The organism is Streptomyces sp. NPDC036764 (genome assembly GCF_055609385.1).
In genome coordinates this window covers 1-22,994 of sequence record NZ_JBVJPT010000019.1, presented here as the reverse complement: position 1 = coordinate 22,994, position 22,994 = coordinate 1, and the positions used below count along the sequence as shown (strand labels likewise).

Below are 22,994 nucleotides of genomic sequence, written 5' to 3'. Positions count from 1 at the left end.
GCTCAGCCGCCGTTCACCCAAATCCGTTTCGCGGCCCGGTTCTGCGGCCGATCGGCGGACGGCACGGACGCCTCGCAGGCCACCGCGGTACCGCGGACACGGTCCCGTTCGGCGGACCACACCGGTACGACTATTGCGCACCTGCGCTCCAGTGCCCCCTCGCCACCCTAGGCTCGACTCACTCTGCGTGATCTTGCCTCTGGAGCGCGATGCCCGACAGCCACCCCCAGCCGCCCCATTCGTCGTCCTCGTCGGGCTCGTCCGGACCGGCCGACCCTGGTGCTCTGCTGCTGTGCGGGGCACGGCTCACCGACGGACGGACCGTGGACGTACGGCTGGACGGCGGACGCATCGAGGCGGTCGGCACGGCCGGCAGCCTGGCGGGCGGCACACGCGCGTGCGGTACGCGCGTGGACCTCGGCGGCTATCTGCTCCTGCCGGCCCCGGCCGAACCGCACGCGCATGGCGACACCGCGCTCTCCGCCGACGAGGGCGGACCGGTCTCCTACGACCCCCATGACGTGCAGCGCCGCGCCACCGAGGCCGCCCTGCTCCAGCTCGGACACGGGGCGACCGTGGTCCGGGCACACGTGCGCGTGGACGAGATCCAGGAGCTGAACGCGCTCGCCGCCGTACTCCAGGCACGGCGTTCGCTGCGCGGGCTCACCGAGTTGACGACCGTGGCCATGCCCCGGCTGCTGACCGGCGTCGCCGGGGCCGACGGGCTCGCGATGCTGCGGGACGCCTTGAAGATGGGCGCGTCGGTGGTCGGCGGCTGTCCCGACCTGGACCCGGATCCGACGGGCTATGTGGAGGCCGTACTGGAGGTCGCCTCGGAGCACGGCTGCCCCGTCGACCTGCACACCGACGCCACCGACCCGGCGCGGTTGTCCCGCGTCGCCGCGATGGCCGGCGGACTGCGCCCCGGCGTGACGCTCGGTCCGTGCGGTGGCCTGGGGCGCCTGCCCGCCCAGGTGGCCTCCCGCGCCGCGGACCAGCTCGCCGCGGCCGGCGTGACGGTGGTGTGCCTGCCGCAGGGCGGCTGCGGGGGCGTGGAAAGGCGAGCGACGGCGCCCGTACGACTGCTGCGCTCCGCCGGCGTACGCGTCGCCGCCGGAAGCGGTGCCCTGCGGGACGTGTCGAACCCGGTCGGCCGCGGGGACCCGCTGGAGGCCGCGTACCTGCTGGCCTCCCGCCATGGGCTGCGCCCGGAGGACGCCTACGACTGTGTCAGCGCGTCGGCGCGTGCGGCGCTGGGTCTGTCCGAGGTGCGGGTGGAGGCGGGCTTCCCGGCCGAACTGCTGGCGGTCCGCGGGGACCGGCTGTCGGGCGCGCTGTCACTGGCGTACAGCCGCATCGTGGTGCACCGCGGGCGCGTGGTGGCGCGGACGAGCGCGGTGCGGGAGTACTGCAACTCGGCCGTGGACGCGGAGTTGGGGCTGCCCCGGCAGGGGCGGGGGGAGTTGTCGTGAGGCCGTGCGGGCGGACGTGGCTTGAGGGGCGCATGGCCGGGCGCGCGGCCACACGCACGCAGCCGTGCCAGACGTGGCTTGAGGGGCGCATGGCCGGGCGCGCGACCACACGCACGCGGCCGTGCCAGACGTGGCTTGAGGGGCGCATGGCCGGGGACGCGGCGACACGCACGCGGCCGTGCCGGACGTGGCTTGAGGGGCGCATGGCCGGGCGCGCGGCGACACGCACGCGCCGATGACTCGCGCCCCTGGCACCTACGCATGATGTGCGCGCCTCCAAGGCCACTGAGGCGTGGCTGAAGTCGTGCGGCGGATGCGGCTGTCCGGGCGTACGGTCGGAATCATGCGCATTGTCATCGCTGGTGGTCATGGTCAGATCGCGCTGCGGCTGGAGAAGCTGCTCGCCGCGCGCGGAGACGAGGTCGCGGGGATCATCCGCAAGGCCGAACAGGGCGACGATCTGCGGGCGGCCGGTGCCGAACCCGTCGTACTGGACCTGGAATCGGCCTCGGTCGAGGAGGTCGCCGCCCATCTCCAGGGCGCGGACGCGGCGGTCTTCGCGGCCGGCGCGGGCCCTGGCAGCGGAACGAACCGCAAGGACACGGTGGACAAGGGCGCGGCCGTCCTGTTCGCGGACGCGGCGGTCCGGGCGGGCGTACGGCGCTTCCTGGTGGTGTCGTCGATGGGTGCGAACCCGCAGCACAAGGGCGACGAGATCTTCGACGTCTACCTGCGCGCCAAGGGCGCTGCCGACGAGTACGTCCGGGGCCTGGACGCCCTGGACTGGACGATCCTGCGCCCCGGAATGCTGACGAACGACGCCGGAAACGGCCAGGTGCGCCTGGAGGCCCACACCGGACGCGGGCCGATCCCGCGAGACGACGTGGCCGCCGTACTGGCGGAGTTGCTCGACACCCCGGCGACGCACGGCCTGACACTCGAACTCATCAGCGGCTCGGCCCCGGTGGCGGTGGCGGTGAAGTCGGTGGCGGGGAACTGAGGATGGACGCCGCCGGGGCCCGATGCGGTCCCGGCGAAATCCGAACGAAGTACGGCCGCAGTACGGCGGCGAGGCGGTACGCGCGTACAGGGCACGGCAGTTCACTGCTGGGCGAGCCCGGCGTTCGGAACAGCGTCCCGGGCAGCCTTCAGAACAGCGGAAGCTGACCGGGGAACTCGGGCACGGCGTACCCGTCCAACGCGGGCTGAGCTGCCCCCAGTTCCGCCTGCCGACGCGAGCCGGGGCACGACACGAGCTCCCCGCTCTCCCGGGCGCCCGGCGGGTCGTGCCGTGCGAACCGGCCGGCGACGACCGCGATCTCCCGCCGGCACTCGGGGCAACTTCTGCGACGCGTGCTCATGGGATCAGTGTGCCCCCGGCGCACCCCGGGAACGCGAAAACCCCTCCGCGCTGCGTTTCCGCAGATCGGAGGGGTTTTCCCCAGTGTGGCGGCGCCAGGATTCGAACCTGGGAAGGCTGAGCCGGCAGATTTACAGTCTGCTCCCTTTGGCCGCTCGGGCACACCGCCGGGGTTTGCTGCCGTTCGAACCGCTCTATCGGCGGTGCTCCCTGGCAACGACGTAAACAATACCCGATGCGGAGGGGTGCTTCGCCACCCGATTGATCGCCTCCCGGGGGACGCGGGGTGGCTAGGCTTGTCCGGATGCGGTCCGGGGCCTGCCCCGGGCTCGGCGGCCACCCCCACGCCCGCCGATTCGCACCCCACACGCACCCCGATACAAGGAGCCACAGGACATGGCCGACTCCAGTTTCGACATCGTCTCGAAGGTCGAGCGGCAGGAGGTCGACAACGCCCTCAACCAGGCCGCCAAGGAGATCTCGCAGCGCTACGACTTCAAGGGCGTGGGTGCCTCGATCTCGTGGTCCGGTGAAAAGATCCTGATGGAGGCGAACTCCGAGGACCGGGTGAACGCTGTCCTCGACGTCTTCCAGTCCAAGCTGATCAAGCGCGGGATCTCCCTGAAGGCCCTGGACGCGGGCGAGCCCCAGCTCTCGGGCAAGGAGTACAAGATCTTCGCGACGATCCAGGAGGGCATCTCCCAGGAGAACGCGAAGAAGGTGGCGAAGATCATTCGCGACGAGGGCCCCAAGGGTGTGAAGGCCCAGGTTCAGGGCGACGAGCTGCGGGTCAGCTCCAAGAGCCGGGACGACCTCCAGGCCATCATCGCCCTGCTGAAGGGCCAGGACTTCGACTTCGCGCTCCAGTTCGTGAACTACCGGTAAGCGACCCTCAGGGCCACGAGAAAGGGTGGGCATCCCGCTTTGGGTGCCCACCCTTCTCGCCTGCTGGCTGCGGTCCGGAGGTATCGATCTGCGCCTGTCACGCTCAGCTTCGGGAATGCCCGAACAGGATGCGGTAGGCGATCAGGAGCACGAGGGAGCCGCCGATCGCCGAGGCCCAGGTCGCACCGTCGTAGAAGTCCTTGGTGATCGGGTGGTCCAGCCAGCGGGCCGAGATCCAGCCGCCGATGAACGCGCCCGCGACGCCGATGATCGTGGTGCCGATGAAGCCGCCCGGGTCACGGCCCGGCAGCAGGAACTTGGCGATGGCCCCGGCCAACAGCCCCAGAATGATCCAGCCGATGATCGTCATGCCTTGAACCTGCCCCTCCGCGCTGTGCCTGCACTCTTCCGGCACTGTGATCTCGGGCGCGCTTGTTTGTGCTTTGTTGATGAGCAGGACGTCACGGGGGCACCGCTCGGTTGCAGCGATCAGTAGGGTTCCGGCCATGACACAGTCCAGCCCATCTGCCTCCGAGCTGCGGCGCACCCTGGGGGTCGGGGACGCCGTGGTGATCGGGCTCGGCTCGATGATCGGGGCCGGGATCTTCGCCGCGCTGGGGCCCGCCGCACGCGCCGCCGGTACCGGACTACTCCTCGGGCTGGCGGTCGCGGCTGTGGTCGCCTACTGCAACGCCACGTCTTCGGCGCGCCTGGCCGCCCTGTATCCCGCGTCGGGCGGCACATACGTCTATGGGCGCGAACGGCTCGGCCCGTTCTGGGGGTATCTCGCGGGCTGGTCGTTCGTGGTCGGCAAGACGGCCTCCTGTGCGGCGATGGCCCTCACCGTGGGCGCCTACGTCTGGCCCGAGCAGGCGCACGCGGTGGCGGTGGCGGCCGTGGTGGCGCTGACCGCGGTGAACTACGGCGGCGTCCAGAAGTCCGCCTGGCTGACGCGGGCGATCGTGGCGGTGGTCCTCGCTGTCCTCGCTTGTGTGGTGGTCGTGTGCCTGGGGTCCGGGGAGTCCGACGTCGGGCGGCTGGACATCGGGGCCTCGGGCGGCCTCGGCGGGGTGCTTCAGGCGGCGGGGCTGCTGTTCTTCGCGTTCGCCGGGTACGCGCGGATCGCGACCCTGGGCGAGGAGGTGCGGGACCCCGCGCGGACCATCCCCCGGGCGATTCCGCTGGCCCTGGGCATCGCGCTGGTGGTGTACGCGTTTGTGGCGGTGGCTGTCGTCTCTGTTCTGGGGGCGGAGGGCCTCGGGCAGGCGAGCGCGCCGCTGGCCGACGCGGTGCGGGCGGCCGGGGTGCCGGGGCTGGCACCGGTGGTACGGGTCGGTGCCGCCGTCGCCGCGCTCGGCTCGTTGCTCGCCCTGATCCTGGGCGTCTCCCGGACGACGCTGGCCATGGCCCGAGACCGGCATCTGCCCGGCGCCCTGGCGGCCGTGCATCCGCGGTTCCAGGTACCCCACCGGGCCGAACTCGCCGTGGGCGCGGTGGTCGCGGTCCTGGCCGCCACGGTGGATGTGCGGGGCGCGATCGGGTTCTCCTCCTTCGGCGTGCTGGCGTACTACGCGGTTGCCAACGCGTCGGCCTGGACTCTCGACTCGGCGCCGGCATCACGCGTCGTACCCGCGATCGGGCTTCTCGGGTGTGTGGTGCTTGCCTTCTCCCTTCCTGGGGTCTCCGTGGCTGTCGGTGCGGGCGTGCTGGCGGCGGGCGTGATCGCGTACGGCGTACGACGGTGGGTGGCGGCTCGGTCGGAAGTGCGGGGGCGCTAGCCGGTAGGTGGTGCTGCGGGGGCGTTAGCCGGTAAGTGCCGGCGTGGGGGCAGTAGCCGGTAGCTGGCGGCGTGGGAGCGCTAGCCGGTAGGTGGCGGGGGCGCGGCAGCATTGGCCGGCAAGCGGTGGAGCGCGGCAGCGTAGGGCTGGCCGGGCCGGGCGGAATCGCGGGGCGGGCGGAGACCGTCAGGGCGCGGGTGCCGCCGCCGTGCGTATCGGGCGGGGCCCGTCAGGACGCAGGTGCTGACGCCGTGCGTATGCGGAAGTCGGCCCAAGGGGCCATCTCCAGCTCCTCGTTCATCTCCTCGTACCAGCCCTTGCCGTCGATCCAGGCGCGCAGCCAGTGCGCCAGGCTGGGGGCGTCCACGTACCAGGCGTGGTCGGCATCGTCGGCGTTCGGTTCGAAGAGCAGGACGGTGGACTCAGGGACGCGGCAGTCGACGCAGGCGTACATCGCGCAGCCCCAGTGGGATATCGGCAGGACGCCCTCAGGCCAGGGCCAGTCGGGGTCCTTGCGGGCGCTCTCGCGGTTGGCGAGGTACTGCGTGACGGCGGCGGGCTCGCCGGCCGGAGGGCTGTCGAGGAGGGGCAGCAGCCCGTACTCCGGACCGAATCCGCCGTCTCCTATCCGGAGGTAGAGGTCGGCGAGCAGCGGCGGCAGACGGAAGCCGAGGGCGGCCTCGGCACGGGCCACGGTGGCCGCGTCCACGGGCTCGGGCAGTGAAGTCCAGCCCCACGGTCGGGTGTTGCGGGCCTTGTCCGCGACCCTCGTCAGCAACTGCTCGTTCTCGGTCATGCGTTCATGATGCAAGCCGCCACTGACAATGGAGCCGGGCTGTGGACAACTGCCGGGTTGTGGAAAACCCTCGGCTGTCACTCGACTCCGGCTCGGCCCCGGCCGCTCGAAACCGCTCGGACGGCCCCGGCCGCTCGGACCGCTCGGACCGCTCGGACCGCTCGGACCGCTCGGCCACCAGCCCTACCAACTCGACGCGAACGGCCTGTCGGTCGGGACGATTTCGCGGCCCAGCGGGAACAGCGACACCGGGATCAGCTTGAAGTTGGCGATGCCGAACGGGATGCCGATGATCGTGACGCACAACAGCAGGCCGGTGACGATGTGCCCGATGGCGAGCCACCAGCCTGCCAGGACCAGCCACAGGACGTTGCCGACACAGGAGGGGGCTCCGGCGTCGCGGCGCTCGACCGTCGTGTATCCGAAGGGCCACAGGGCATAGACGCCGATGCGGAAGGCGGCGATGCCGAACGGGATGCCGATGATGGTGATGCACAGCAGCAAGCCGGCGGCCAGGTAGGCGAGGAACAGCCAGAAGCCGCTCAGGACGAGCCAGATGACGTTCAGAATGGTTTTCACCGAGGACCAGCCATCCTCTCGAGCCGGGCGATGCGTTCCGCCATGGGCGGGTGGGTGGAGAACATCTTGGAGAACCCCTGACCTGGTCGGAACGGGTTTGCGATCATCATGTGGCTGGCGGTCTCGATGCGCGGCTCGGGCGGCAGCGGGAGTTGCTTGGTGCCGGCGTCGAGCTTACGCAGGGCGCTGGCGAGGGCGAGGGGGTCGCCGGTGAGCTGGGCGCCGGACGTGTCGGCCTCGTACTCTCTGGAGCGGCTGATCGCCAGTTGGATGAGGGAGGCGGCGAGCGGCCCGAGGATCATGATCAGCAGCAGGCCGAGGATGCCGGGGCCGTCGTCGTCATCGGAGCGGCCGATCGGGATCAGCCACGCGAAGTTGACCAGGAACATGATCACCGAGGCGAGGGCCCCGGCGACCGACGAGATCAGGATGTCGCGGTTGTAGACGTGGCTCAACTCGTGGCCGATGACGCCGCGCAGTTCGCGCTCGTCGAGGATGCGCAGGATTCCTTCTGTGCAGCACACGGCGGCGTTGCGCGGGTTGCGGCCCGTAGCGAACGCGTTCGGCGCCTCCGTCGGTGAGATGTACAGGCGCGGCATCGGCTGGCGGGCCTGGGTGGAGAGGTCGCGGACCATGCGGTACAGCCCCGGGGCCTCGAACTCGCTGACCGGGCGGGCGCGCATCGCGCGTAGCGCCAGCTTGTCGCTGTTCCAGTACGCGTACGCGTTCGTGCCCAGCGCGATGACCACCGCGATGACGAGCCCCATGCGGCCGAAGAAACTGCCGATGACGATGATGAGTGCGGACAGTCCCCCGAGGAGGACTGCGGTCCTGAGCCCGTTGTGCCGGCGGTGCACGGTACGCCCTCCAAGTGGTGCGGCAGGGGAACCCTTTGCTGGTCGATCTCCGATGCCACTGGAACCGTGGTGTCACGTCCAGTGGACCCTTCTGTACTGGTCAACGCCAGGCGAGGGCCACGGGTTCCCTTGTGCGTACGGCGGCGGGCGTGGGCCGTACGGGTGAACGCGCCCGCGCGCGTGGGAGGCGGGTTGTCCCACGCGCGCGCGTACGGAACGCGCCCCAGGGCTGCACCCTGGGGCGCCCCGGTGGGTCAGAAGAGCCCGGTGTCGGCGAACCGCAGGACGAGCTGGGGGGCTCCGGACACGGCGATGCCTACGACCCCGGTGAGCGCCATCGCGGCCGTGACCGGCGCGGGGACGAGGTGCCTGACGGGCTCGCCCTCGGGGGCGCGGAACAGCAGGGCCGTCCACTGGAGGTAGTAGAAGAGCGCGATCACGACGTTGACGGCCATGACCACGGCGAGCCAGCCGAGACCGGCGTCCACGGCGGCGGAGAAGACGGTGACCTTGGCGAAGAGGCCGATGATGCCCGGCGGAAGTCCGGCGAGGCAGAGCAGGAAGAAGGCCAGGATCAGGGCGGACAGCGGGTTGCGCGCGTACAGGCCGCGGTAGTCGCTGAGGCGGTTGAGGGTCTTCGTACGGCCGACGAGTGCGGCCACCGCGAAGGCGCCGAGGTTCACGGCGGCGTACATGAGGGCGTAGGCGACGGTGGAGCCGATGGAGCGCTCGGCGTCGTCGGAGTACGCGGCGGCGGCGATCGGCACCAGCAGGTAGCCGGCCTGTCCGACGGAGGACCAGGCAAGCAGGCGTACCGCGCTGTACGCGCGCGTGGCCTGCTGGCGCAGGGCGCCGACGTTGCCGACGGTCATGGTGAGGGCGGCGAGGGCCGCGAGGGCGGGGCCCCAGACGTCGGCGTACGACGGCAGGGCGATGACGGTGATGAGGATCAGGCCGGTGAAGCCGACCGCCTTGCCGACGACCGACAGATAGGCGGCGACCGGCAGCGGCGCCCCTACGTAGGTGTCCGGCACCCAGAAGTGGAAGGGCACGGCGGCCGTCTTGAAGGCGAAGCCGACCAGGGTGAGCACGACTCCGGTCTGGACGAGGGTCTGGAGCTGCCCGTCGACGTTCTGGACGCGGTCGGCGATCTGCGTCAGGTAGAGGGTGCCCGTGGAGGCGTACACGAAGCTGATGCCCATGAGGCTGACCGCGGTCGCGGTGACCGAGGACAGGAAGAACTTCAGTGCCGCTTCGGAGGACTTGCGGTCGCCGTGGCGCAGGCCGACGAGGGCGAAGGCCGGGAGCGAGGCCACTTCCAGGGCGACGATGAGGGTCGCCAGGTCCCGGGAGGCGGGCAGCAGGGCTGCTCCGGCGGCGGAGGAGAGGAGCAGGAACCAGAACTCCCCTTCGGGAAGTTGCTTGTTCGCGTCCTTGAGGGCGGTGACGGACAGGAGGGCGGCGAGGAGTGCGCCGCCGAGAACGAGGAACTGGATGACGAGGGTGAAGCGGTCGGCCGTGTAGCTGCACAGGCCGGCGTCGCCGGACAGGCAGAACGTGGAGCGGTCGCCGTCCAACAGGGGCAGTAGCAGAAGAGCGGAGGCGGCCAGGCCGGCCACGGACGTCCAGCCGAGCACCGCCTTCTTGTTCTGCGCGATGAACAGGTCGGCGACGAGGACCACGAGCGCGACGACCGCCGCGATGGTGGGCGGCGCGATGGCGAGCCAGTCGACGGACTGGACGAGGTTCGCGGTCGACGGCTGGGCCAGGGCGCTCATCGGGTGCCTCCTGCGAGGAGCTGCTGCACGGCCGGGTCGGTCAGGCCGAGGAGTGTCTTCGGCCACAGTCCGGCGACGACGGTGAGGGCGACGAGCGGGGTCCAGGCCGCGAACTCGTAGCTCTGGACGTCGGCGAGCTTCGGGGCGTCCTGCGGTGCGGCGCCCATGCAGACGCGGCGGACCACGACGAGCAGGTACGCGGCGGTGAGCAGGGTGCCGAAGGCGCCGATCGCCATGAAGGTGAGGAAGGCCGGGCGGCTGAGTTCGGGGGCGGGCTCGAACGCGCCGAAGAGCGCGAGCATCTCGCCCCAGAATCCGGCGAGTCCGGGCAGCCCGAGCGAGGCGACCGCGGCGAAGGCGAGCAGGCCGCCGAGTCGCGGGGCCTTGCCGTACAGCGCGGCGCCGGTCTGCTCGGCGAGGGCGTCGAGGTCGGTCGTGCCCGTACGGTCCTTCAGGGCGCCGACCAGGAAGAAGAGCAGGCCGGTGATGAGGCCGTGGGCGATGTTGGCGAACAGGGCGCCGTTCACGCCGGTCGGCGTCATCGTGGCGATGCCGAGCAGGACGAAGCCCATGTGGCCGACGGAGGAGTAGGCGATGAGGCGCTTGAGGTCGCCCTTCGCGCCCTGCTTGGCCAGGGCGAGGCAGGCCAGGGATCCGTAGATGATCCCGACGACGGCGAAGGCGGCGAGGTAGGGCGCGAAGTCGGCGAAGCCGTCGGGGGCGATCGGCAGCAGGATCCGGACGAACCCGTACGTACCCATCTTCAGCAGCACGCCGGCCAGCAGCACCGAGCCGACGGTCGGCGCGGCGGTGTGGGCGTCGGGCAGCCAGCTATGCAGCGGCCACATCGGCGTCTTGACCGCGAGCCCGAGCCCGATCGCCAAAACGGCGATGACCTGCACGGATGTGGTCAGTGACCGGCCGTTGTCAGTGGCGAGTGCCACCATGTCGAATGTGCCCGCCTTGATTCCGATCAGGAGCAGGCCGAGCAGCATGACCACGGAGCCGAGCAGTGTGTAGAGGATGAATTTCCAGGCCGCCGCGGCCCTGCCCTCGCCGCCCCAGCGGGCGATGAGGAAGTACATCGGGATCAGGACCATCTCGAAGGCGAGGAAGAAGAGCAGCAGGTCGAGGACGGCGAAGGTGGCGAGGGTGCCGGACTCCAGGACGAGCAGCAGTGCGACGAATGCCTTCGGGGTCGGGCCCGCGGGCATCTTGAAGTACGAGTAGAGCGCGCAGAGGAAGGTCAGCAGCGCGGTCAGGACCAGAAGGGGGAGGGAAATGCCGTCGACGCCGAGGTGGATGCGCACGTCGAGTGCGGGGATCCAACTGATGTCCGTGCTGGCCTGCATCTTCGACGGCTGGTCGTGGTCGAAGCCGAGCGCGAGGACGATCGCCGCGATGAGGATGGCGCCGGTGACGGTGACGCCGTGCCGGAGCACGGCCTGCTCGGGCGACTTCCCCTTCAGCCCGGGCGGGGCGGGCAGCAGAGCGGCGGCCGCGCCGAGAAGCGGGCCGACGACGACGAACGCCAGAAGGAACTGCATCACGGACTCGTTGATATCGATCACGCCTGCTCACGCTCCCGTGGCGACGAGGACGGCGGCGACCGCGAGGACGACGGTGCCGGCGAGCAGCGCGCTCACATAGGTCTGCACATTGCCGGTCTGGGCGCGCCGTACGGCGATGCCGAGCCAGCGGGGTAGGGCCCCCGCGCCGCGTACGTAGGTGTCGACGACCTCGCGGTCGAGGAACCGGACGAGACTCGCGCCGGCCTGGACCGGGCGGACGAACAGTGCCTGGTACACGGCGTCGAGGTGGAAGCCGACGGCGGCGTGCCGGTGCAGGGGGCCGAGCAGCAGCCGGCCGGGGTCCGCCGGGTCGGGTGCGTAGGCCACTCCCCCGTACACGGGCGCGTGGCTGGCGATGGCCTCGGCCTCGACGGCGCCGGCGTCGCCCTCGGGGTGGGCCGCGACCGCGCCGAGCGGGACACGGGCCGCGAGTGAGGTGGTGTGGCGCCAGGCCCCGTACATGACGATGCCGCCGACGAGAGCCACACCCGTGCCGAGGACTGAGGTGGTGAGGGTCGGGGTGAGGTCGCGGCCGTCGAACCAGTCGGGCAGCACGCGGTAGGCGAACGCCCCGACGGCGAGTGACGGCACGGCGAGCACCCACAGCACGACGGTCATCGTCAGCGGCTGCCTGCCGTGGTCGGGGGCCTCGGCGCCGCGGCCGCGGAAGGCCAGCAACCACAGGCGCATCGCGTACCCGGCGGTGAGCAGGGCCGTGACCAGGCCGGAGACGAGGACGAGCCAGCCCGAGGCGCCGGGGGCGTGCTCGGTGTGGCCGGTGGCGACGTGCTCGGCGGCGCCGAGGACGGACTCCTTGGAGAAGAAGCCGCTGAACGGCGGGATCGCGGCGAGCGCGAGGAGCGCCACGGTCATCGTCCAGAAGGCGTCCGGGACACGGTCGCGCAGGTGGCTCATGCGGGACATGGCGGCCAGCGAGTTGGTGCCGGAGGCGTGGATGATCACGCCGGCGGCGAGGAACAGCAGCGCCTTGAAGGCGCCGTGGGACAGGAGGTGGAAGACGGCGGCACCGCGGTCGGCGACCGCGAGGGCGCCGGTCATGTAGCCGAGCTGGCCGATCGTCGAGTAGGCGAGGACGCGCTTGATGTCGTCCTGGGCGAGCGCGGCGAGACCGGAGCCGATCATCGTGACGGCGGCCATCGCGGCGAGGACGATCATCGCGGCCTGAGAGGCCTCGAAGACCGGGAGGAGACGGGCGACGAAGTAGACACCGGCGGCGACCATCGTCGCGGCGTGGATCAGCGCGGAGACGGGCGTCGGGCCCGCCATCGCGTCCGGGAGCCAGGTGTGCAGCGGGAACTGCGCCGACTTGCCGGCCACGCCCGCGAGCAGCAGCAGGGCGATCAGGGTCGGGTTGTCGAGTCCGCCGTTCGCGACGGTGTCGAGGACCTTCGTGATGCGGAAGGAACCGGCGTCGGTCGCCAGCGCGAACAGGCCGATGAGGAAGGGGACGTCACCGAGCTTGGTCACCAGGAAGGCCTTGATGGAGGCGGCGCGGGCCTCCGGGGTCTCCCAGTAGTGGCCGACCAGGAAGTACGAGCAGATGCCCATGACCTCCCAGCCGACCAGCAGCACCATCAGGTCGCCGGAGTAGACGACGAGCAGCATCGCGGAGGTGAACAGGGAGACGAGCGCGGCGTAGGAGGGGTAGCGCGGGTCGTCGCGCAGGTAGCCGGTCGAGTAGATCTGCACGCAGGTGGCGACGACGCCGACGAGTACGGCGACCAGGGCGGCGAAGCCGTCGATGTGCAGGGCGAGTTCGATCGGGACCGAGCCGGTGGGCGTGAGCTCGGTGGCGGAGTTGATCGCCTGGCCGCCGCCCTGGCGCACGGCGACGACCGTGGCGAGCACGAGCGACGCGAGCGTCGGCAGGACGGCGAGCGGGCGGACGAAGCCGGGGGCCGTACGGCCCAGGAGCAGGCCGGCCGCGGCGCCGAGGAAGGGAAGGAGGGGGACGAGTACGGCGAGGGTGGTCGTGGTCACGCGGTGGCCTCAGCCTTCTCGGCCTGCCCGGCGGTGAGGGCGTCGTGGTCGGGGCCGTCGGTCTCGTGGCCTTCGGCGGTGTCGCGGAGCTTGTCGATGTCCGAGGTGCCGCGGTTGCGGTGGACGGCGAGCACGATCGCCAGGCCGATGCCGATCTCGGCGGCGGCGATGGTGATGGTGAACAGGGTCAGGGCCTGGCCGGAGTGCAGGGTCTCCTCGGCGGCCTTGCTGAGCCAGACGTCGAAGGCGACCAGGTTGAGGTTGACGGCGTTGAGCATCAGCTCGACCGACATCAGGACCAGGATCGCGTTGCGGCGGGCGAGGACGCCGTACAGGCCGGTGCAGAAGAGGAGGGCGGAGAGTACGGCGGGATAGGCGAGATGCATCAGCGCGGCTCCTTCTCGCTCGGGGCGCCGGGCTCGGGGGCGGTCTCCTTCGCCTTGCGGGACAGGACGATCGCGCCGACCAGGGCGGCGAGGAGGAGGACGGAGAGGGCCTCGAAGGGGAGGACCCAGTTCTGGAAGAGGCTCTCGCCGGTGGCCCGGGTGGAGCCGGCGGCGGGGCCGTCGAGGTCGATCCAGGTCGTGCGGAAGGCGTCGACGACCACCCAGACCAGGGTGGCCGCGGCGACGACGGCCACGGTGAGGGCGGCCCAGCGGTTGCCGGAGTCGGCGTCCGGGGAGCGGCCGATGGGGGCCCTGGTGAGCATCAGACCGAAGAGAAGGAGAACGACGACGGAACCGACGTAGATGAGGACCTGCACCCAGGCGATGAACTCGGCGGTGAGCAGGAGGTACTCGACGGCGAGGCCGCCGAGGGCGACGACCAGCCACAGGGCGGCGTGTACGAGCTGCCGGGTGGTGACGGTGATCAGGGCGGCGCCGAAGGTGACCAGGCCGACGAGGAGGAAGGCGATCTCGACGCCGGTCGGTGAGAGGAAGCCGTGTGCTTCGGCCGCGGTGGTGGTCGTGGCGTGTGCCGTCGCGGCGGTTGCGGCAAGGCTCACGACTCTCCCTCCTGCGGTTCCGCCTGGGCGGCCGCCAGCTTCTCGGCGGTCTTGCGGGCGGCGGCGATCTCCTTGGGCTCCTCCGCGGCGGGGTCCAGGGCGGGCGGGGCCGGGACGGTCCACATCCACTCGCGGAGCTTGTCGCGCTCGTGGGTGAGTTCGCGGATGTCGGTCTCGGCGTACTCGAACTCCGGGGACCAGAACAGGGCGTCGAAAGGACAGACCTCGATGCAGATACCGCAGTACATGCACAGGGAGAAGTCGATGGCGAAGCGGTCGAGGACGTTGCGGCTGCGCTCGCGGCCGCCCGGGGTCGCGGCCGGGACGGTCTCCTTGTGGGAGTCGATGTAGATGCACCAGTCCGGGCACTCGCGGGCGCACAGCATGCAGACCGTGCAGTTCTCCTCGAACAGGCCGATCACACCGCGGGTGCGGGGCGGGAGGTCGGGCTGGGTGTCCGGGTACTGCGCGGTGACGGACTTCTTCGTCATCGTGCGGAGGGTGACGGCCAGGCCCTTGGCCAGGCCGCTACCAGGAATGGGGGCCATGGTTACTGGATCACCACCTTGACGACGCCGGTGAGGGCGATCTGGGCGAGGGAGAGGGGGACGAGGAGGGTCCAGGAGAGCTTCTGGAGCTGGTCCTCGCGCAGTCGGGGGTAGGTGACGCGGAGCCAGATCACGATGAAGGCGAGCACGGCTGTCTTCAGCAGGGTCCAGACCCAGCCGAGGCCGTCGGCGCCCCAGGGGCCGTGCCAGCCGCCCAGGAAGAGGACGGTGGTCAGGCCGCACAGGACGACGATCCCGGCGTACTCGGCGAGGAGGAAGAGGGCGAAGCGCAGGCCGGTGTACTCGGTGTAGGCGCCGAAGATGATCTCCGAGTCGGCGACCGGCATGTCGAAGGGCGGGCGCTGGAGTTCGGCCAGTCCGGCGACGAAGAAGACGATCGCTCCGACGATCTGCCAGGGCAGCCACCACCACTCGAAGGCGTCGAGGATGCCGGGCAGGGAGACGGTGCCGGCGGCCATCGCCACGGAGGCGGCGGTGAGCAGCATCGGGAGTTCGTAGGCGAGGAGCTGGGCGGCGGTGCGCAGGCCGCCGAGGAGGGAGAACTTGTTGGCGGAGGCCCAGCCGGCCATGAGCGAGCCGAGGACGCCGACACCCATCACGGCGAGGACGAAGAAGATGCCCGCGTCGATGACCTCGCCGACCGCGCCCTCGCTCGGGCCGATGGGGATGGCCAGGAGGACGAGTAGATAAGGGAGGAGCGCCACGGCGGGGGCGAGCTGGAAGATACGGCGGTCCGCGCCCGCCGGGACGACGTCCTCCTTCTGCGCGAACTTCACGCCGTCGGCGACTAGCTGGGCCCAGCCGTGGAAGCCGCCGGCGTACATCGGGCCGAGGCGACCCTGCATGTGGGCCATCACCTTGTGCTCGGTCTGGCCGATGATCAGGGGGAACGTGAGGAAGACGACGAAGACGATCAGGAGTCGCAGGGTGACGTCGAGCGCGTCGTTCACTGCGGGCCTCCTGCGGGGTCGGTGGGGTCTGCGGGGTCCGTGCGGTCCGCTGGCTTGGCCCCTGTGCGATCTGCGTTCTCGGTGCGGTCCGTCGAGTCGTCCTCGGGTTCCGGGGACTGGTCGGGGGTGGCTGCCCGATCCGCTTCGGGGGCGGGCTCGACGGCGGTCGCCGCCCGGCCGGGGTCGGTCTGCTCGGGTGCCGCCTCCGGTTGCGGCTCAGGCTCGGGCTCGGCCCGGTTCTCGGGCTCGGCCCGGTGCTCGGGCTCGGGCTCGGCCCGGTGCTCGGGCTCCGGCTCAGCCCGGTGCTCGGGCTCCGGCTCAGCCCGGTGCTCGGGCTCCGGCTCGTCGAAGGCGGGGCGGGCGTGGTGCCACGGGGCGTCAGAGCTACGGGCGGCCCTGGGTGACGCCGCCTTGGCGACGACCGCGTCCGACGCCGACTCGTCAGGTGCGGCGGGTTCGGGCGCCGAGCCATCGAGAGCTGCGGCTTCGGGTGCCGAGCCATCGGGGGCAGCGGCTTCGGACGCTGGCCGCTCGGGAGTGGCCGGTTCGGGCGCCGACCCGGCAGATACGGCAGGTTCGGGCGCCGAGTCACCGGGCGCGTCCCGTTCCGGTGCCGCGGCCTCAGGCGTGGTCCTCTGACTCGCCGAGCCCTGAGAGACGCTGCGGGAGCGACGGGGGCCGGGCGGGGTGGTGGTGCCGGGTGCCGGCCGTTGTGCTTCCGAGGCCTCGGCTCCAGCAGCGCCGGCAGCCTGGCTGACCGAACCCTCCGCCGCCGTACGAGCGCGCCGCACCGGAGCAGCGCCCTCCGCCACACCAGCCTCCGGCACCGCCTGACTCGCAGAACCCTCCGCCGCCGAACGAGCACGCCGCACCGGGCGGTCCCCCGCCGGCCTCGCCGGGCGGTCGCCCGCTGCCCTCGCCGGGCGGTCTCCCGCCGCGCGGGCCGCGCCTCTGGCCGGGCGGGCCGGGGCAGGGGGGAGTTGGCCCTTCAGGGGGCCCCATTCGTTCGGGTCGGGGACACCCGGCGGGAGCATCTGGCGGCGCTTGGGGCCGCCGTGTTCGGACTCGCCGGGTTCCTTGGCGCCGGGCCAGGACTTGGCGACGCGGGCCGCCAGGACGAAGTCCTTGCGCAGGGGATGGCCCTCGAAGTTGTCCGGGAGGAGCAGGTGGTCCAGGGCCGGGTGGTCGGTGAAGACCACGCCGAACATCTCGTGCGTCTCGCGCTCGTGCCAGGCCGCGCCCGCGTACACACCCACCGCCGAGGGCAGCGTCGGCGCCTCGTGCGGGACGGTCGTACGGACCAGCAGGCGCCGTACCGGAGACAGGGCCGCGACGTGGGCCGCGACGCGGAAGCCGGTGCCCGGTTCGTCGACCGCGCTCAGCCAGTCGAAGTAGGTGCAGCCCAGCTCGTCGCGGGCCGCCTCAAGTGCGGCGATCCAGGAGGCCGGGGGCACGTCGACCGTCAGGACCTCGTACGATTCCTCGGCCGTGGCCTGCGGGCCGAAGAGGTCCTCGACGGGGGCGGGCAGCCAGCCGAGCGTCGTCATCGGGCCGCCTCCCCCGAGCCGGAGGCATCCACGCCGGAGGCACCCGCCTCGCCGGCACCCGGCGCCTGCGGCCCCCGCACCAGGCCGCTCTGCAACGCCGCCGCCGAGGGCCGGGCCGACCCGCTGCCGTACCGCTCGCCCAGCGACTCCCGCGCGATCTTCTCCTGGAGCTTCAGGATCCCCTGGAGCAGTGCCTCGGGGCGCGGCGGGCAGCCGGGGACGTAGACGTCGACGGGGATGATCTGGTCGACGCCCTTGGTGACGGAGTAGGAGTCCCAGTACGGGCCGCCGCAGTTCGAGCACGCCCCGAAGGAGATGACGTACTTCGGCTCGGGCATCTGCTCGTACAGGCGCTTGACGGCCGGGGCCATCTTGTCCGTGACCGTGCCCGAGACGACCATGAGGTCGGCCTGGCGCGGGCCCGGCGCGAAGGGGATCACGCCGAGGCGGATGAAGTCGTGGCGGGCCATCGACGCGGCGATGAACTCGATCGCGCAGCAGGCGAGGCCGAAGTTGAAGACCCAGAGGGAGTAGCGGCGTCCCCAGTTGAGGATCACCTTCATCGGCTCCGGCGCGAGACGGGCGAGCGCGCCCAGCCGCTTCGGCTCCGGCAGCAGAACCGGCTGCCCTTCGGTGTCTGGCGTCACGTCCATGCCAGGACGCCCTTCTTGTATGCGTAGAGCAGGCCCACGGCGAGGAAGCCGAGGAAGACGAACATCTCGACGAGGGTGGTCGCGCCGTAGCCCGGGGCGGCGAAGACCGTCGCCCAGGGGAACAGGAAGATCGAGTCGATGGCGAAGATCACGTACAGGAAGGCGTAGACGTAGTAGCGGACCTGGGTGTGTGCCCAGCCCTCGCCGACGGGGTCGACGCCGCACTCGTACGTCATGAGCTTCTCGGGTGTGGGGACCACGGGGCGCAGCAGCCGGCCGGCCCCGAAGGCGACGGCGACGAACAGCACGCCGATGACGGCGAGCAGTCCGACGACCGAGTAGGACTGGAAGTAGTCCGCCGAGACGACGACGTTGTGCGCATCCGCCGCGACGACGACGGTCTGATCCGACACGTCCGCCCCTCGCTCCCTGACCTCGTGACCGATGCCCCAGGAACAGGCCCTGGGACCAGTGTCCTGCGATATGTGATCTCGTGAACACCACTGTTCGACGATCTGTACGCACGGGAGTCTAGGCCCTGCTAAAGAGACCGTAAGCAGCCCGTCACGCGTTGAGATCCCGTCGAGACGCGCGACGTGATGCGGCGCGGCTCGCGAGCGCTGTGCGTGGTCCGGCACGGGGTGGGGTTTTCCCCCGGAGATCGCGGCGGCCCGCTCCATGGCGCGGCGGCCCGCCGCGCGGCACGCTAGCCCATATGACCGAACGCCCCAGCCCTGCGAGGGACGCCTCCCGGCGGTCCGAACGCGAGCAGCAGCCGCTGCCACCGGCCCGTTTCGCCTACGACCGGCAGACCTGGAAGGAGATCGCCCACCTTCTGGCGAACCTTCCGGTGGCTCTGCTCGGCTTCACCTACGTCGCGGTGGTGCTGTTCACCGGTGCCTTGCTGACGTTGACGGTGATCGGCTTCCCGCTGCTCGCGGCGGGCCTGTTGGGCGCGCGGCAGCTCGGCAAGCTGGAGCGGGCACGCGCGCGTGCGCTGCTGAACCTGGAGGTGGCCGAGCCGAGCCCGCTGCCGTTGCGCGGCGGCAGGGACGGCTTCTTCCCGCAGCTTTGGCAGGCGCTGAAGGACCCGGTCGGCTGGCGCACGATCCTGTACGACTTCATCCGCCTGCCCTGGGGCATCCTCACCTTCGTCATCACGCTGACCTCGCTGTTCGTGCTGTGGCCGGTGCTGCCGTTCATCGCGCGGGGCCTGGCCAACGCGGACCGGGCGATGGTGCGCGGCCTGCTGTCGCCATCCGACGAGCTGGAGCGCCGGATCGCCGAACTGGAGTCGGACCGGGGGGTCGTCGTGGACACGGCGGCCGCCGATCTGCGGCGCATCGAGCGCGATCTGCACGACGGCGCGCAGGCCCGGCTGGTCAGCCTCGCCATGGGCCTTGGCCTGGCCAAGGAGAAGCTCCTGGAGGACCCCGACACCGCGGCCTCGATGGTCGAGGAGGCGCACGGCGAGGTGAAGCTCGCGCTCCAGGAACTGCGTGATCTGGCCCGCGGCATCCATCCGGCCGTCCTGACCGACCGCGGCCTCGACGCCGCGCTGTCGGCCGTGGCCTCGCGCTGCACGGTGCCGGTGAAAGTGACGGTCGACCTGCTGTCCAGACCGGTCGCGGCCATCGAGGGCATCGCCTATTTCACCGTCTCCGAGCTGCTTCAGAACATCAGCAAGCACAGCATGGCGAAGTCGGCGTCGGTCGATGTGTGGCGGTCGGACGACCGGCTGCTCATCCAGGTCTGGGACGACGGCCGCGGCGGCGCGAGCCTGGACGGCGGCACCGGCATGCGCGGGCTCGCCGACCGGCTGGACGCGGTGGACGGGCTGTTCGTGATCGAGTCGCCGCCCGGCGGCCCCACGACGGTGACGGCCGAGCTGCCCTGGCGGGACCGCATCCCCGGGCAGGGGTAGGGAAAACCCCCCGTTCAAGACGCCGACGGCCTCCATGTCGCGTGGACCTGCGGTGAAGGAGGGTGGAGGTACGACGGCACAGCCCCGGCGGGGCTGACGGGACGAGGAGAACGGACGACACCGATGGCCACGGAGTACGGACAGGGTTACGGGCACGGGCACGGTCTCGGTCTCCCCGAGCGCGGCCTCCCCGAGCACGACGGCGAGCGACGGCACCGGCTGCCGGCCGGGCTGCGGGCGCCGTTCGAGGCGCGTAGCTGGCGCGAGTTCGGCTATGTACTGCTGAGCCTGCCGATCAGCATCCTGCTGTTCGTGTACGCCATCACGATGGTGTCGCTGGGCGCGGGCCTGCTGGTGACGTTCCTCGGCATCCCGGTGCTGGCGGCGGGCCTGGCCGGCTGCCGAGGCTTCGGGGCGCTGGAGCGGGTACGCGCGCGTGCGCTGCTCGACCTGGAGGTGGCCGACCCTGAGCCGCTGCGGATGCGCCGGCGCGGCTTCATGGCGTGGATGGGCGCCGTACTGAAGAGCGGGACGTCGTGGCGGGCTCTGCTGTACGCGGTGCTGCACTTCCCGTGGGCGGTGTTCTCGTTCGTCGTCGCCCTGAACGTGTGGGTGTACGGCTGGGCGCTGCTGACGTACCCGCTGTGGTTCTGGGTCTTTCCGATGTGGGCCGGTCAGGACGGTCTTCAGATCTACGGCGACGAGACGCACCGCTTCTACCTCGACAACCCCTTCGAGATCACGGTCACCGCGCTGGTGGGCCTGCTGTTCACGCTGGCCACGCCCTGGATCGTGCGGGCGCTGACGACGGTGGACCGGCTGCTGGTGCACGGCCTGCTCGGGCCGTCGAAGCTGGCCACGCGCGTGGTGGAGCTGGAGTCCGACCGCGGTGTCGTCGTCGATACGGCCGCTGCCGACCTGCGGCGCATCGAGCGCGACCTGCACGACGGCGCCCAGGCCCGGCTGGTGGCCCTGGCCATGGATCTGGGCCTGGCGAAGGAGAAGCTGACGGAGGACCCGCAGGCGGCGGCGCGCATGGTCGATGAAGCTCACGGCGAGGTGAAGACGGCGCTCCAGGAGCTGCGCGATCTGGCACGCGGCATCCATCCTGCGGTCCTGACCGACCGCGGTCTGGACGCGGCCCTGTCGGCGGTGGCCTCGCGGTGCACGGTGCCTGTGGAGGTCCAGGTGGATCTGGTGGAGCGGCCGGTGCCGGCGATCGAGGGGATCGCGTACTTCACGGTGTCGGAGCTGCTCCAGAACATCAGCAAGCATTCGCGGGCCACGTGGGCGGCCGTGGATGTGTGGCGGGTGGAGAACCGGCTGATGTTGCAGGTCGTGGACAACGGGATAGGCGGCGCGGCCACCTCGGGCGGCTCGGGCCTGTCGGGGCTGGCCGAAAGGCTGGACGCGGTGGACGGGATTCTGGTCGTGGACTCGCCGGCCGGGGGGCCGACCCGGGTCACGGCGGAGCTGCCCTGGCGGACCGTGTAGGTCGGGCGGACCGTGTTGGTCGGGCGGGCCGTGTTGTCGGGGGACCGCGTTGCCGGGGGACCGCGTTGCCGGGGGACCGCGTTGTCGGGGGACCGCGTTGCACTTCGGGCGGACCGCGTTGCCGTTCGGGCCGACCGTGACCTTCCGGGCCGACCGTTACCGTTCTGGCGCACCGTTGTCATTCGGGGCGTGCCGTTGTCGCCGGGGGCGTGCCGTTCGACCGCGCGCCCACCGAGGTGGGATCCGGCTCCGGTTGGTTCGGGGCCGGATTTCCGCGTGCCGGATTTCAGTTCCCCGGGTTCCGTTCCCCGGGTTCCGTTCCCCGGGTTCCGTTCCCCGGGTTCCGTCTCCCGGAGTTCCGGTCGCCCGCTTTCCCGTCGGCTGAGTTCCGGTCGCCGAGCTTCCGGTCGCCGGCCCTCCGTTTACCGGCTTTCCTTTCGCCGGCTTTTCGTTTGTTTGCAAGCACTCCCTGAGCACGCGCCCCGAAGTTCGCCCCCTTTGTACCCACGCGATCCGAACCGCGCCGGACGGGTTATCCACAGGCCCGGTACGGAAGAGCCGATCGCGGGATACTGATCTCGCGAGGGACGACAGGGCCGGGGCACGCTCGGCCGAACGCCAAGGCTCGGGGGGCCGAGGATCGTGGAGGACAGGGTGCGGGTGGTCATCGCCGAGGATTCGGTGCTGCTCAGGGAGGGGCTGACCCGGCTGTTGACCGACCGTGGGCATGAGGTCGTGGCGGGGGTGGGAGACGGCGACGCGCTGGTCAAGACCATCACGGAGCTGGACGGTCAGGGCGAGCTGCCGGACGTGGTGGTCGCGGACGTACGGATGCCGCCGACGCACACCGACGAGGGAGTGCGGGCGGCGGTGCTGCTGCGCAAGGCACACCCCGGTCTCGGGGTACTCGTGCTGTCGCAGTACGTGGAGGAGCGGTACGCCACGGAGCTGCTGGCCGGCTCCAGCCGAGGCGTCGGCTATCTGCTGAAGGACCGCGTGGCCGAGGTCAGGGAGTTCGTGGACGCGGTGGTGCGGGTGGCCCGGGGAGGTACGGCGCTCGACCCGGAGGTCGTCGCCCAGCTTCTGGGCCGCAGCCGCAAGCAGGACGTGCTCGCGGGGCTCACCCCAAGAGAGCGGGAGGTCCTGGGGCTGATGGCCGAGGGGCGGACCAACTCGGCCATCGCCCGGCAGCTCGTGGTGAGCGACGGCGCAGTCGAGAAGCACGTCAGCAACATCTTCCTCAAGCTCGGGCTGTCCCAGAGCGACGGGGATCACCGGCGCGTGCTCGCGGTTCTCACCTACCTGAACTCCTGACGGGCCGACCCCGTGTCAGGCAAGTGGGTGACCGCTCCACGAGCGTCCACCGGACGGACGCGAACACGGCAACCGAACAAACAACAGGGAGCGTCTTCAAAAGCAGCGCCGGGGGGCGCGTAAATCATGACAAGTCAGGGTGGCGAACCGGCTCAAATCCATGTCCGTCATGCGAATGGCCCAGGGAGGGCGACCTTTGCGGACGTAGGGTTGATCCTGGGAAGGCTTGCGGGAAGGCCATGCCCAGACAGCCGCCTCGAAGGAGGTCCAGTTCAGTGACCAGCCAGGTCAGTAGCCCATCGGAGCAGGCCGACGAAGCCGTCGTGGGAGAGCAGCGCAAACCGGCAGGGACGAAGGACGTCCGCCGGCTGGACCGGGTGATCATTCGTTTCGCGGGGGACTCGGGTGACGGTATGCAGCTCACCGGGGACCGTTTCACTTCGGAGACGGCGACGTTCGG

The 22,994-nt window shown here is 71.1% G+C and carries 23 protein-coding genes and 1 tRNA gene; 8 read left to right on the top strand and 16 right to left on the bottom strand.

Annotation, left to right across the window (positions count from 1 at the left end):
- Positions 1-209 precede the first annotated feature (209 nt).
- Complete coding sequence (locus ACZ69Q_RS41160; protein WP_471052924.1) at positions 210-1,472, top strand: amidohydrolase family protein; 1,263 nt, start codon at positions 210-212, stop codon at positions 1,470-1,472.
- Positions 1,473-1,815: 343 nt separating this feature from the next.
- Positions 1,816-2,472 carry an SDR family oxidoreductase gene (locus ACZ69Q_RS41155; protein ID WP_471052921.1) on the top strand — a complete coding sequence of 219 codons (657 nt, stop codon included), beginning with the start codon at positions 1,816-1,818 and terminating at the stop codon, positions 2,470-2,472.
- Between the two features lie 148 nt (positions 2,473-2,620).
- On the opposite strand, the gene ACZ69Q_RS41150 is transcribed toward ACZ69Q_RS41155, so the two are convergent.
- Both ACZ69Q_RS41150 and ACZ69Q_RS41145 read right to left on the bottom strand, forming a co-directional pair.
- Positions 2,621-2,833, bottom strand: coding sequence for a hypothetical protein (locus ACZ69Q_RS41150; protein WP_471052919.1), 213 nt, complete (start codon positions 2,831-2,833; stop codon positions 2,621-2,623).
- Between the two features lie 86 nt (positions 2,834-2,919).
- Positions 2,920-3,001 (bottom strand) — tRNA-Tyr (locus tag ACZ69Q_RS41145).
- Positions 3,002-3,228: 227 nt separating this feature from the next.
- Between ACZ69Q_RS41145 and ACZ69Q_RS41140 the strand changes: the two genes are divergently transcribed.
- Positions 3,229-3,717 carry a YajQ family cyclic di-GMP-binding protein gene (locus ACZ69Q_RS41140; protein WP_471052916.1) on the top strand — a complete coding sequence of 163 codons (489 nt, stop codon included), beginning with the start codon at positions 3,229-3,231 and terminating at the stop codon, positions 3,715-3,717.
- 103 nt (positions 3,718-3,820) lie between these two features.
- Here the strand turns inward: ACZ69Q_RS41140 and ACZ69Q_RS41135 are convergent, their stop codons facing one another.
- Complete coding sequence (locus ACZ69Q_RS41135) at positions 3,821-4,087, bottom strand: GlsB/YeaQ/YmgE family stress response membrane protein (protein WP_471053194.1); 267 nt, start codon at positions 4,085-4,087, stop codon at positions 3,821-3,823.
- A 136-nt stretch (positions 4,088-4,223) separates the two neighbouring features.
- On the opposite strand from ACZ69Q_RS41135, the gene ACZ69Q_RS41130 reads away from it, so the two are divergent.
- On the top strand, positions 4,224-5,495 hold the full coding sequence (locus ACZ69Q_RS41130) for an APC family permease (protein WP_471052913.1): 1,272 nt from the start codon (positions 4,224-4,226) through the stop codon (positions 5,493-5,495).
- A gap of 229 nt (positions 5,496-5,724) precedes the next feature.
- On the opposite strand, the gene ACZ69Q_RS41125 is transcribed toward ACZ69Q_RS41130, so the two are convergent.
- The 13 genes from ACZ69Q_RS41125 to ACZ69Q_RS41065 all read right to left on the bottom strand — a co-directional run bounded on the left by ACZ69Q_RS41125 (position 5,725) and on the right by ACZ69Q_RS41065 (position 18,215).
- Positions 5,725-6,291 carry an SMI1/KNR4 family protein gene (locus ACZ69Q_RS41125; protein ID WP_471052911.1) on the bottom strand — a complete coding sequence of 189 codons (567 nt, stop codon included), beginning with the start codon at positions 6,289-6,291 and terminating at the stop codon, positions 5,725-5,727.
- A 183-nt stretch (positions 6,292-6,474) separates the two neighbouring features.
- The gene (locus ACZ69Q_RS41120; RefSeq protein WP_471052908.1) at positions 6,475-6,870 is read right to left on the bottom strand and encodes a YccF domain-containing protein; all 396 of its coding nucleotides are present in this window, start codon (positions 6,868-6,870) and stop codon (positions 6,475-6,477) included.
- Complete coding sequence (htpX, locus tag ACZ69Q_RS41115) at positions 6,867-7,727, bottom strand: zinc metalloprotease HtpX (protein WP_471052905.1); 861 nt, start codon at positions 7,725-7,727, stop codon at positions 6,867-6,869. Before htpX ends, ACZ69Q_RS41120 begins: the two co-directional genes overlap by 4 nt.
- Positions 7,728-7,981: 254 nt before the next feature.
- Positions 7,982-9,505: an NADH-quinone oxidoreductase subunit N gene (locus ACZ69Q_RS41110; protein WP_471052903.1), complete on the bottom strand. Its 1,524-nt coding sequence runs from the start codon at positions 9,503-9,505 to the stop codon at positions 7,982-7,984.
- Entirely contained in the window at positions 9,502-11,076 is a 1,575-nt protein-coding gene (locus tag ACZ69Q_RS41105) for a complex I subunit 4 family protein (protein ID WP_471052900.1), read from the bottom strand. Before ACZ69Q_RS41105 ends, ACZ69Q_RS41110 begins: the two co-directional genes overlap by 4 nt.
- 6 nt (positions 11,077-11,082) lie before the next feature.
- Positions 11,083-13,077 (bottom strand): NADH-quinone oxidoreductase subunit 5 family protein, encoded by a 1,995-nt coding sequence (locus ACZ69Q_RS41100; protein ID WP_471052897.1) that lies wholly within the window; start codon positions 13,075-13,077, stop codon positions 11,083-11,085.
- Positions 13,074-13,463 carry an NADH-quinone oxidoreductase subunit NuoK gene (nuoK, locus tag ACZ69Q_RS41095; protein ID WP_383420548.1) on the bottom strand — a complete coding sequence of 130 codons (390 nt, stop codon included), beginning with the start codon at positions 13,461-13,463 and terminating at the stop codon, positions 13,074-13,076. The genes ACZ69Q_RS41100 and nuoK overlap by 4 nt, the downstream gene beginning before the upstream one ends.
- Positions 13,463-14,083 carry an NADH-quinone oxidoreductase subunit J family protein gene (locus tag ACZ69Q_RS41090; RefSeq protein ID WP_471052894.1) on the bottom strand — a complete coding sequence of 207 codons (621 nt, stop codon included), beginning with the start codon at positions 14,081-14,083 and terminating at the stop codon, positions 13,463-13,465. The genes nuoK and ACZ69Q_RS41090 overlap by 1 nt, the downstream gene beginning before the upstream one ends.
- Positions 14,080-14,631, bottom strand: a complete 552-nt coding sequence (locus ACZ69Q_RS41085; RefSeq protein WP_471052891.1) for a NuoI/complex I 23 kDa subunit family protein — start codon at positions 14,629-14,631, stop codon at positions 14,080-14,082. The genes ACZ69Q_RS41090 and ACZ69Q_RS41085 overlap by 4 nt, the downstream gene beginning before the upstream one ends.
- Positions 14,632-14,633: 2 nt before the next feature.
- Positions 14,634-15,602: a complex I subunit 1/NuoH family protein gene (locus ACZ69Q_RS41080; protein WP_030947592.1), complete on the bottom strand. Its 969-nt coding sequence runs from the start codon at positions 15,600-15,602 to the stop codon at positions 14,634-14,636.
- Positions 15,599-17,149 carry an NADH-quinone oxidoreductase subunit C gene (locus tag ACZ69Q_RS41075; RefSeq protein WP_471052889.1) on the bottom strand — a complete coding sequence of 517 codons (1,551 nt, stop codon included), beginning with the start codon at positions 17,147-17,149 and terminating at the stop codon, positions 15,599-15,601. Before ACZ69Q_RS41075 ends, ACZ69Q_RS41080 begins: the two co-directional genes overlap by 4 nt.
- Positions 17,146-17,802, bottom strand: a complete 657-nt coding sequence (locus tag ACZ69Q_RS41070; RefSeq protein ID WP_471052886.1) for an NADH-quinone oxidoreductase subunit B — start codon at positions 17,800-17,802, stop codon at positions 17,146-17,148. Before ACZ69Q_RS41070 ends, ACZ69Q_RS41075 begins: the two co-directional genes overlap by 4 nt.
- Positions 17,793-18,215: an NADH-quinone oxidoreductase subunit A gene (locus ACZ69Q_RS41065; RefSeq protein WP_346184950.1), complete on the bottom strand. Its 423-nt coding sequence runs from the start codon at positions 18,213-18,215 to the stop codon at positions 17,793-17,795. The genes ACZ69Q_RS41070 and ACZ69Q_RS41065 overlap by 10 nt, the downstream gene beginning before the upstream one ends.
- A gap of 302 nt (positions 18,216-18,517) precedes the next feature.
- Between ACZ69Q_RS41065 and ACZ69Q_RS41060 the strand changes: the two genes are divergently transcribed.
- The 4 genes from ACZ69Q_RS41060 to ACZ69Q_RS41045 form a co-directional block, all read left to right on the top strand.
- Positions 18,518-19,726 carry a sensor histidine kinase gene (locus tag ACZ69Q_RS41060; protein ID WP_471052882.1) on the top strand — a complete coding sequence of 403 codons (1,209 nt, stop codon included), beginning with the start codon at positions 18,518-18,520 and terminating at the stop codon, positions 19,724-19,726.
- Positions 19,727-19,849: 123 nt separating this feature from the next.
- Positions 19,850-21,220 carry a sensor histidine kinase gene (locus ACZ69Q_RS41055; RefSeq protein ID WP_471052879.1) on the top strand — a complete coding sequence of 457 codons (1,371 nt, stop codon included), beginning with the start codon at positions 19,850-19,852 and terminating at the stop codon, positions 21,218-21,220.
- Between the two features lie 654 nt (positions 21,221-21,874).
- Positions 21,875-22,534: a LuxR C-terminal-related transcriptional regulator gene (locus ACZ69Q_RS41050; RefSeq protein ID WP_471053191.1), complete on the top strand. Its 660-nt coding sequence runs from the start codon at positions 21,875-21,877 to the stop codon at positions 22,532-22,534.
- A 275-nt stretch (positions 22,535-22,809) separates the two neighbouring features.
- On the top strand, positions 22,810-22,994 hold a 185-nt coding region (locus ACZ69Q_RS41045; protein ID WP_471052877.1), incomplete at its 3' end, for a hypothetical protein.

Bases quoted from the DNA above. Each gene is read 5' to 3' on its own strand.
- ACZ69Q_RS41150 (WP_471052919.1), bottom strand. From the start codon at position 2,833: ATGAGCACGCGTCGCAGAAGTTGCCCCGAGTGCCGGCGGGAGATCGCG.
- ACZ69Q_RS41055 (WP_471052879.1), top strand. From the start codon at position 19,850: ATGGCCACGGAGTACGGACAGGGTTACGGGCACGGGCACGGTCTCGGT.
- ACZ69Q_RS41060 (WP_471052882.1), top strand. From the start codon at position 18,518: ATGACCGAACGCCCCAGCCCTGCGAGGGACGCCTCCCGGCGGTCCGAA.
- ACZ69Q_RS41070 (WP_471052886.1), bottom strand. From the start codon at position 17,802: ATGGACGTGACGCCAGACACCGAAGGGCAGCCGGTTCTGCTGCCGGAG.
- ACZ69Q_RS41135 (WP_471053194.1), bottom strand. From the start codon at position 4,087: ATGACGATCATCGGCTGGATCATTCTGGGGCTGTTGGCCGGGGCCATC.
- ACZ69Q_RS41155 (WP_471052921.1), top strand. From the start codon at position 1,816: ATGCGCATTGTCATCGCTGGTGGTCATGGTCAGATCGCGCTGCGGCTG.
- ACZ69Q_RS41140 (WP_471052916.1), top strand. From the start codon at position 3,229: ATGGCCGACTCCAGTTTCGACATCGTCTCGAAGGTCGAGCGGCAGGAG.
- ACZ69Q_RS41110 (WP_471052903.1), bottom strand. From the start codon at position 9,505: ATGAGCGCCCTGGCCCAGCCGTCGACCGCGAACCTCGTCCAGTCCGTC.
- ACZ69Q_RS41085 (WP_471052891.1), bottom strand. From the start codon at position 14,631: ATGGCCCCCATTCCTGGTAGCGGCCTGGCCAAGGGCCTGGCCGTCACC.
- ACZ69Q_RS41130 (WP_471052913.1), top strand. From the start codon at position 4,224: ATGACACAGTCCAGCCCATCTGCCTCCGAGCTGCGGCGCACCCTGGGG.
- nuoK (WP_383420548.1), bottom strand. From the start codon at position 13,463: ATGCATCTCGCCTATCCCGCCGTACTCTCCGCCCTCCTCTTCTGCACC.
- ACZ69Q_RS41075 (WP_471052889.1), bottom strand. From the start codon at position 17,149: ATGACGACGCTCGGCTGGCTGCCCGCCCCCGTCGAGGACCTCTTCGGC.
- ACZ69Q_RS41125 (WP_471052911.1), bottom strand. From the start codon at position 6,291: ATGACCGAGAACGAGCAGTTGCTGACGAGGGTCGCGGACAAGGCCCGC.
- ACZ69Q_RS41160 (WP_471052924.1), top strand. From the start codon at position 210: ATGCCCGACAGCCACCCCCAGCCGCCCCATTCGTCGTCCTCGTCGGGC.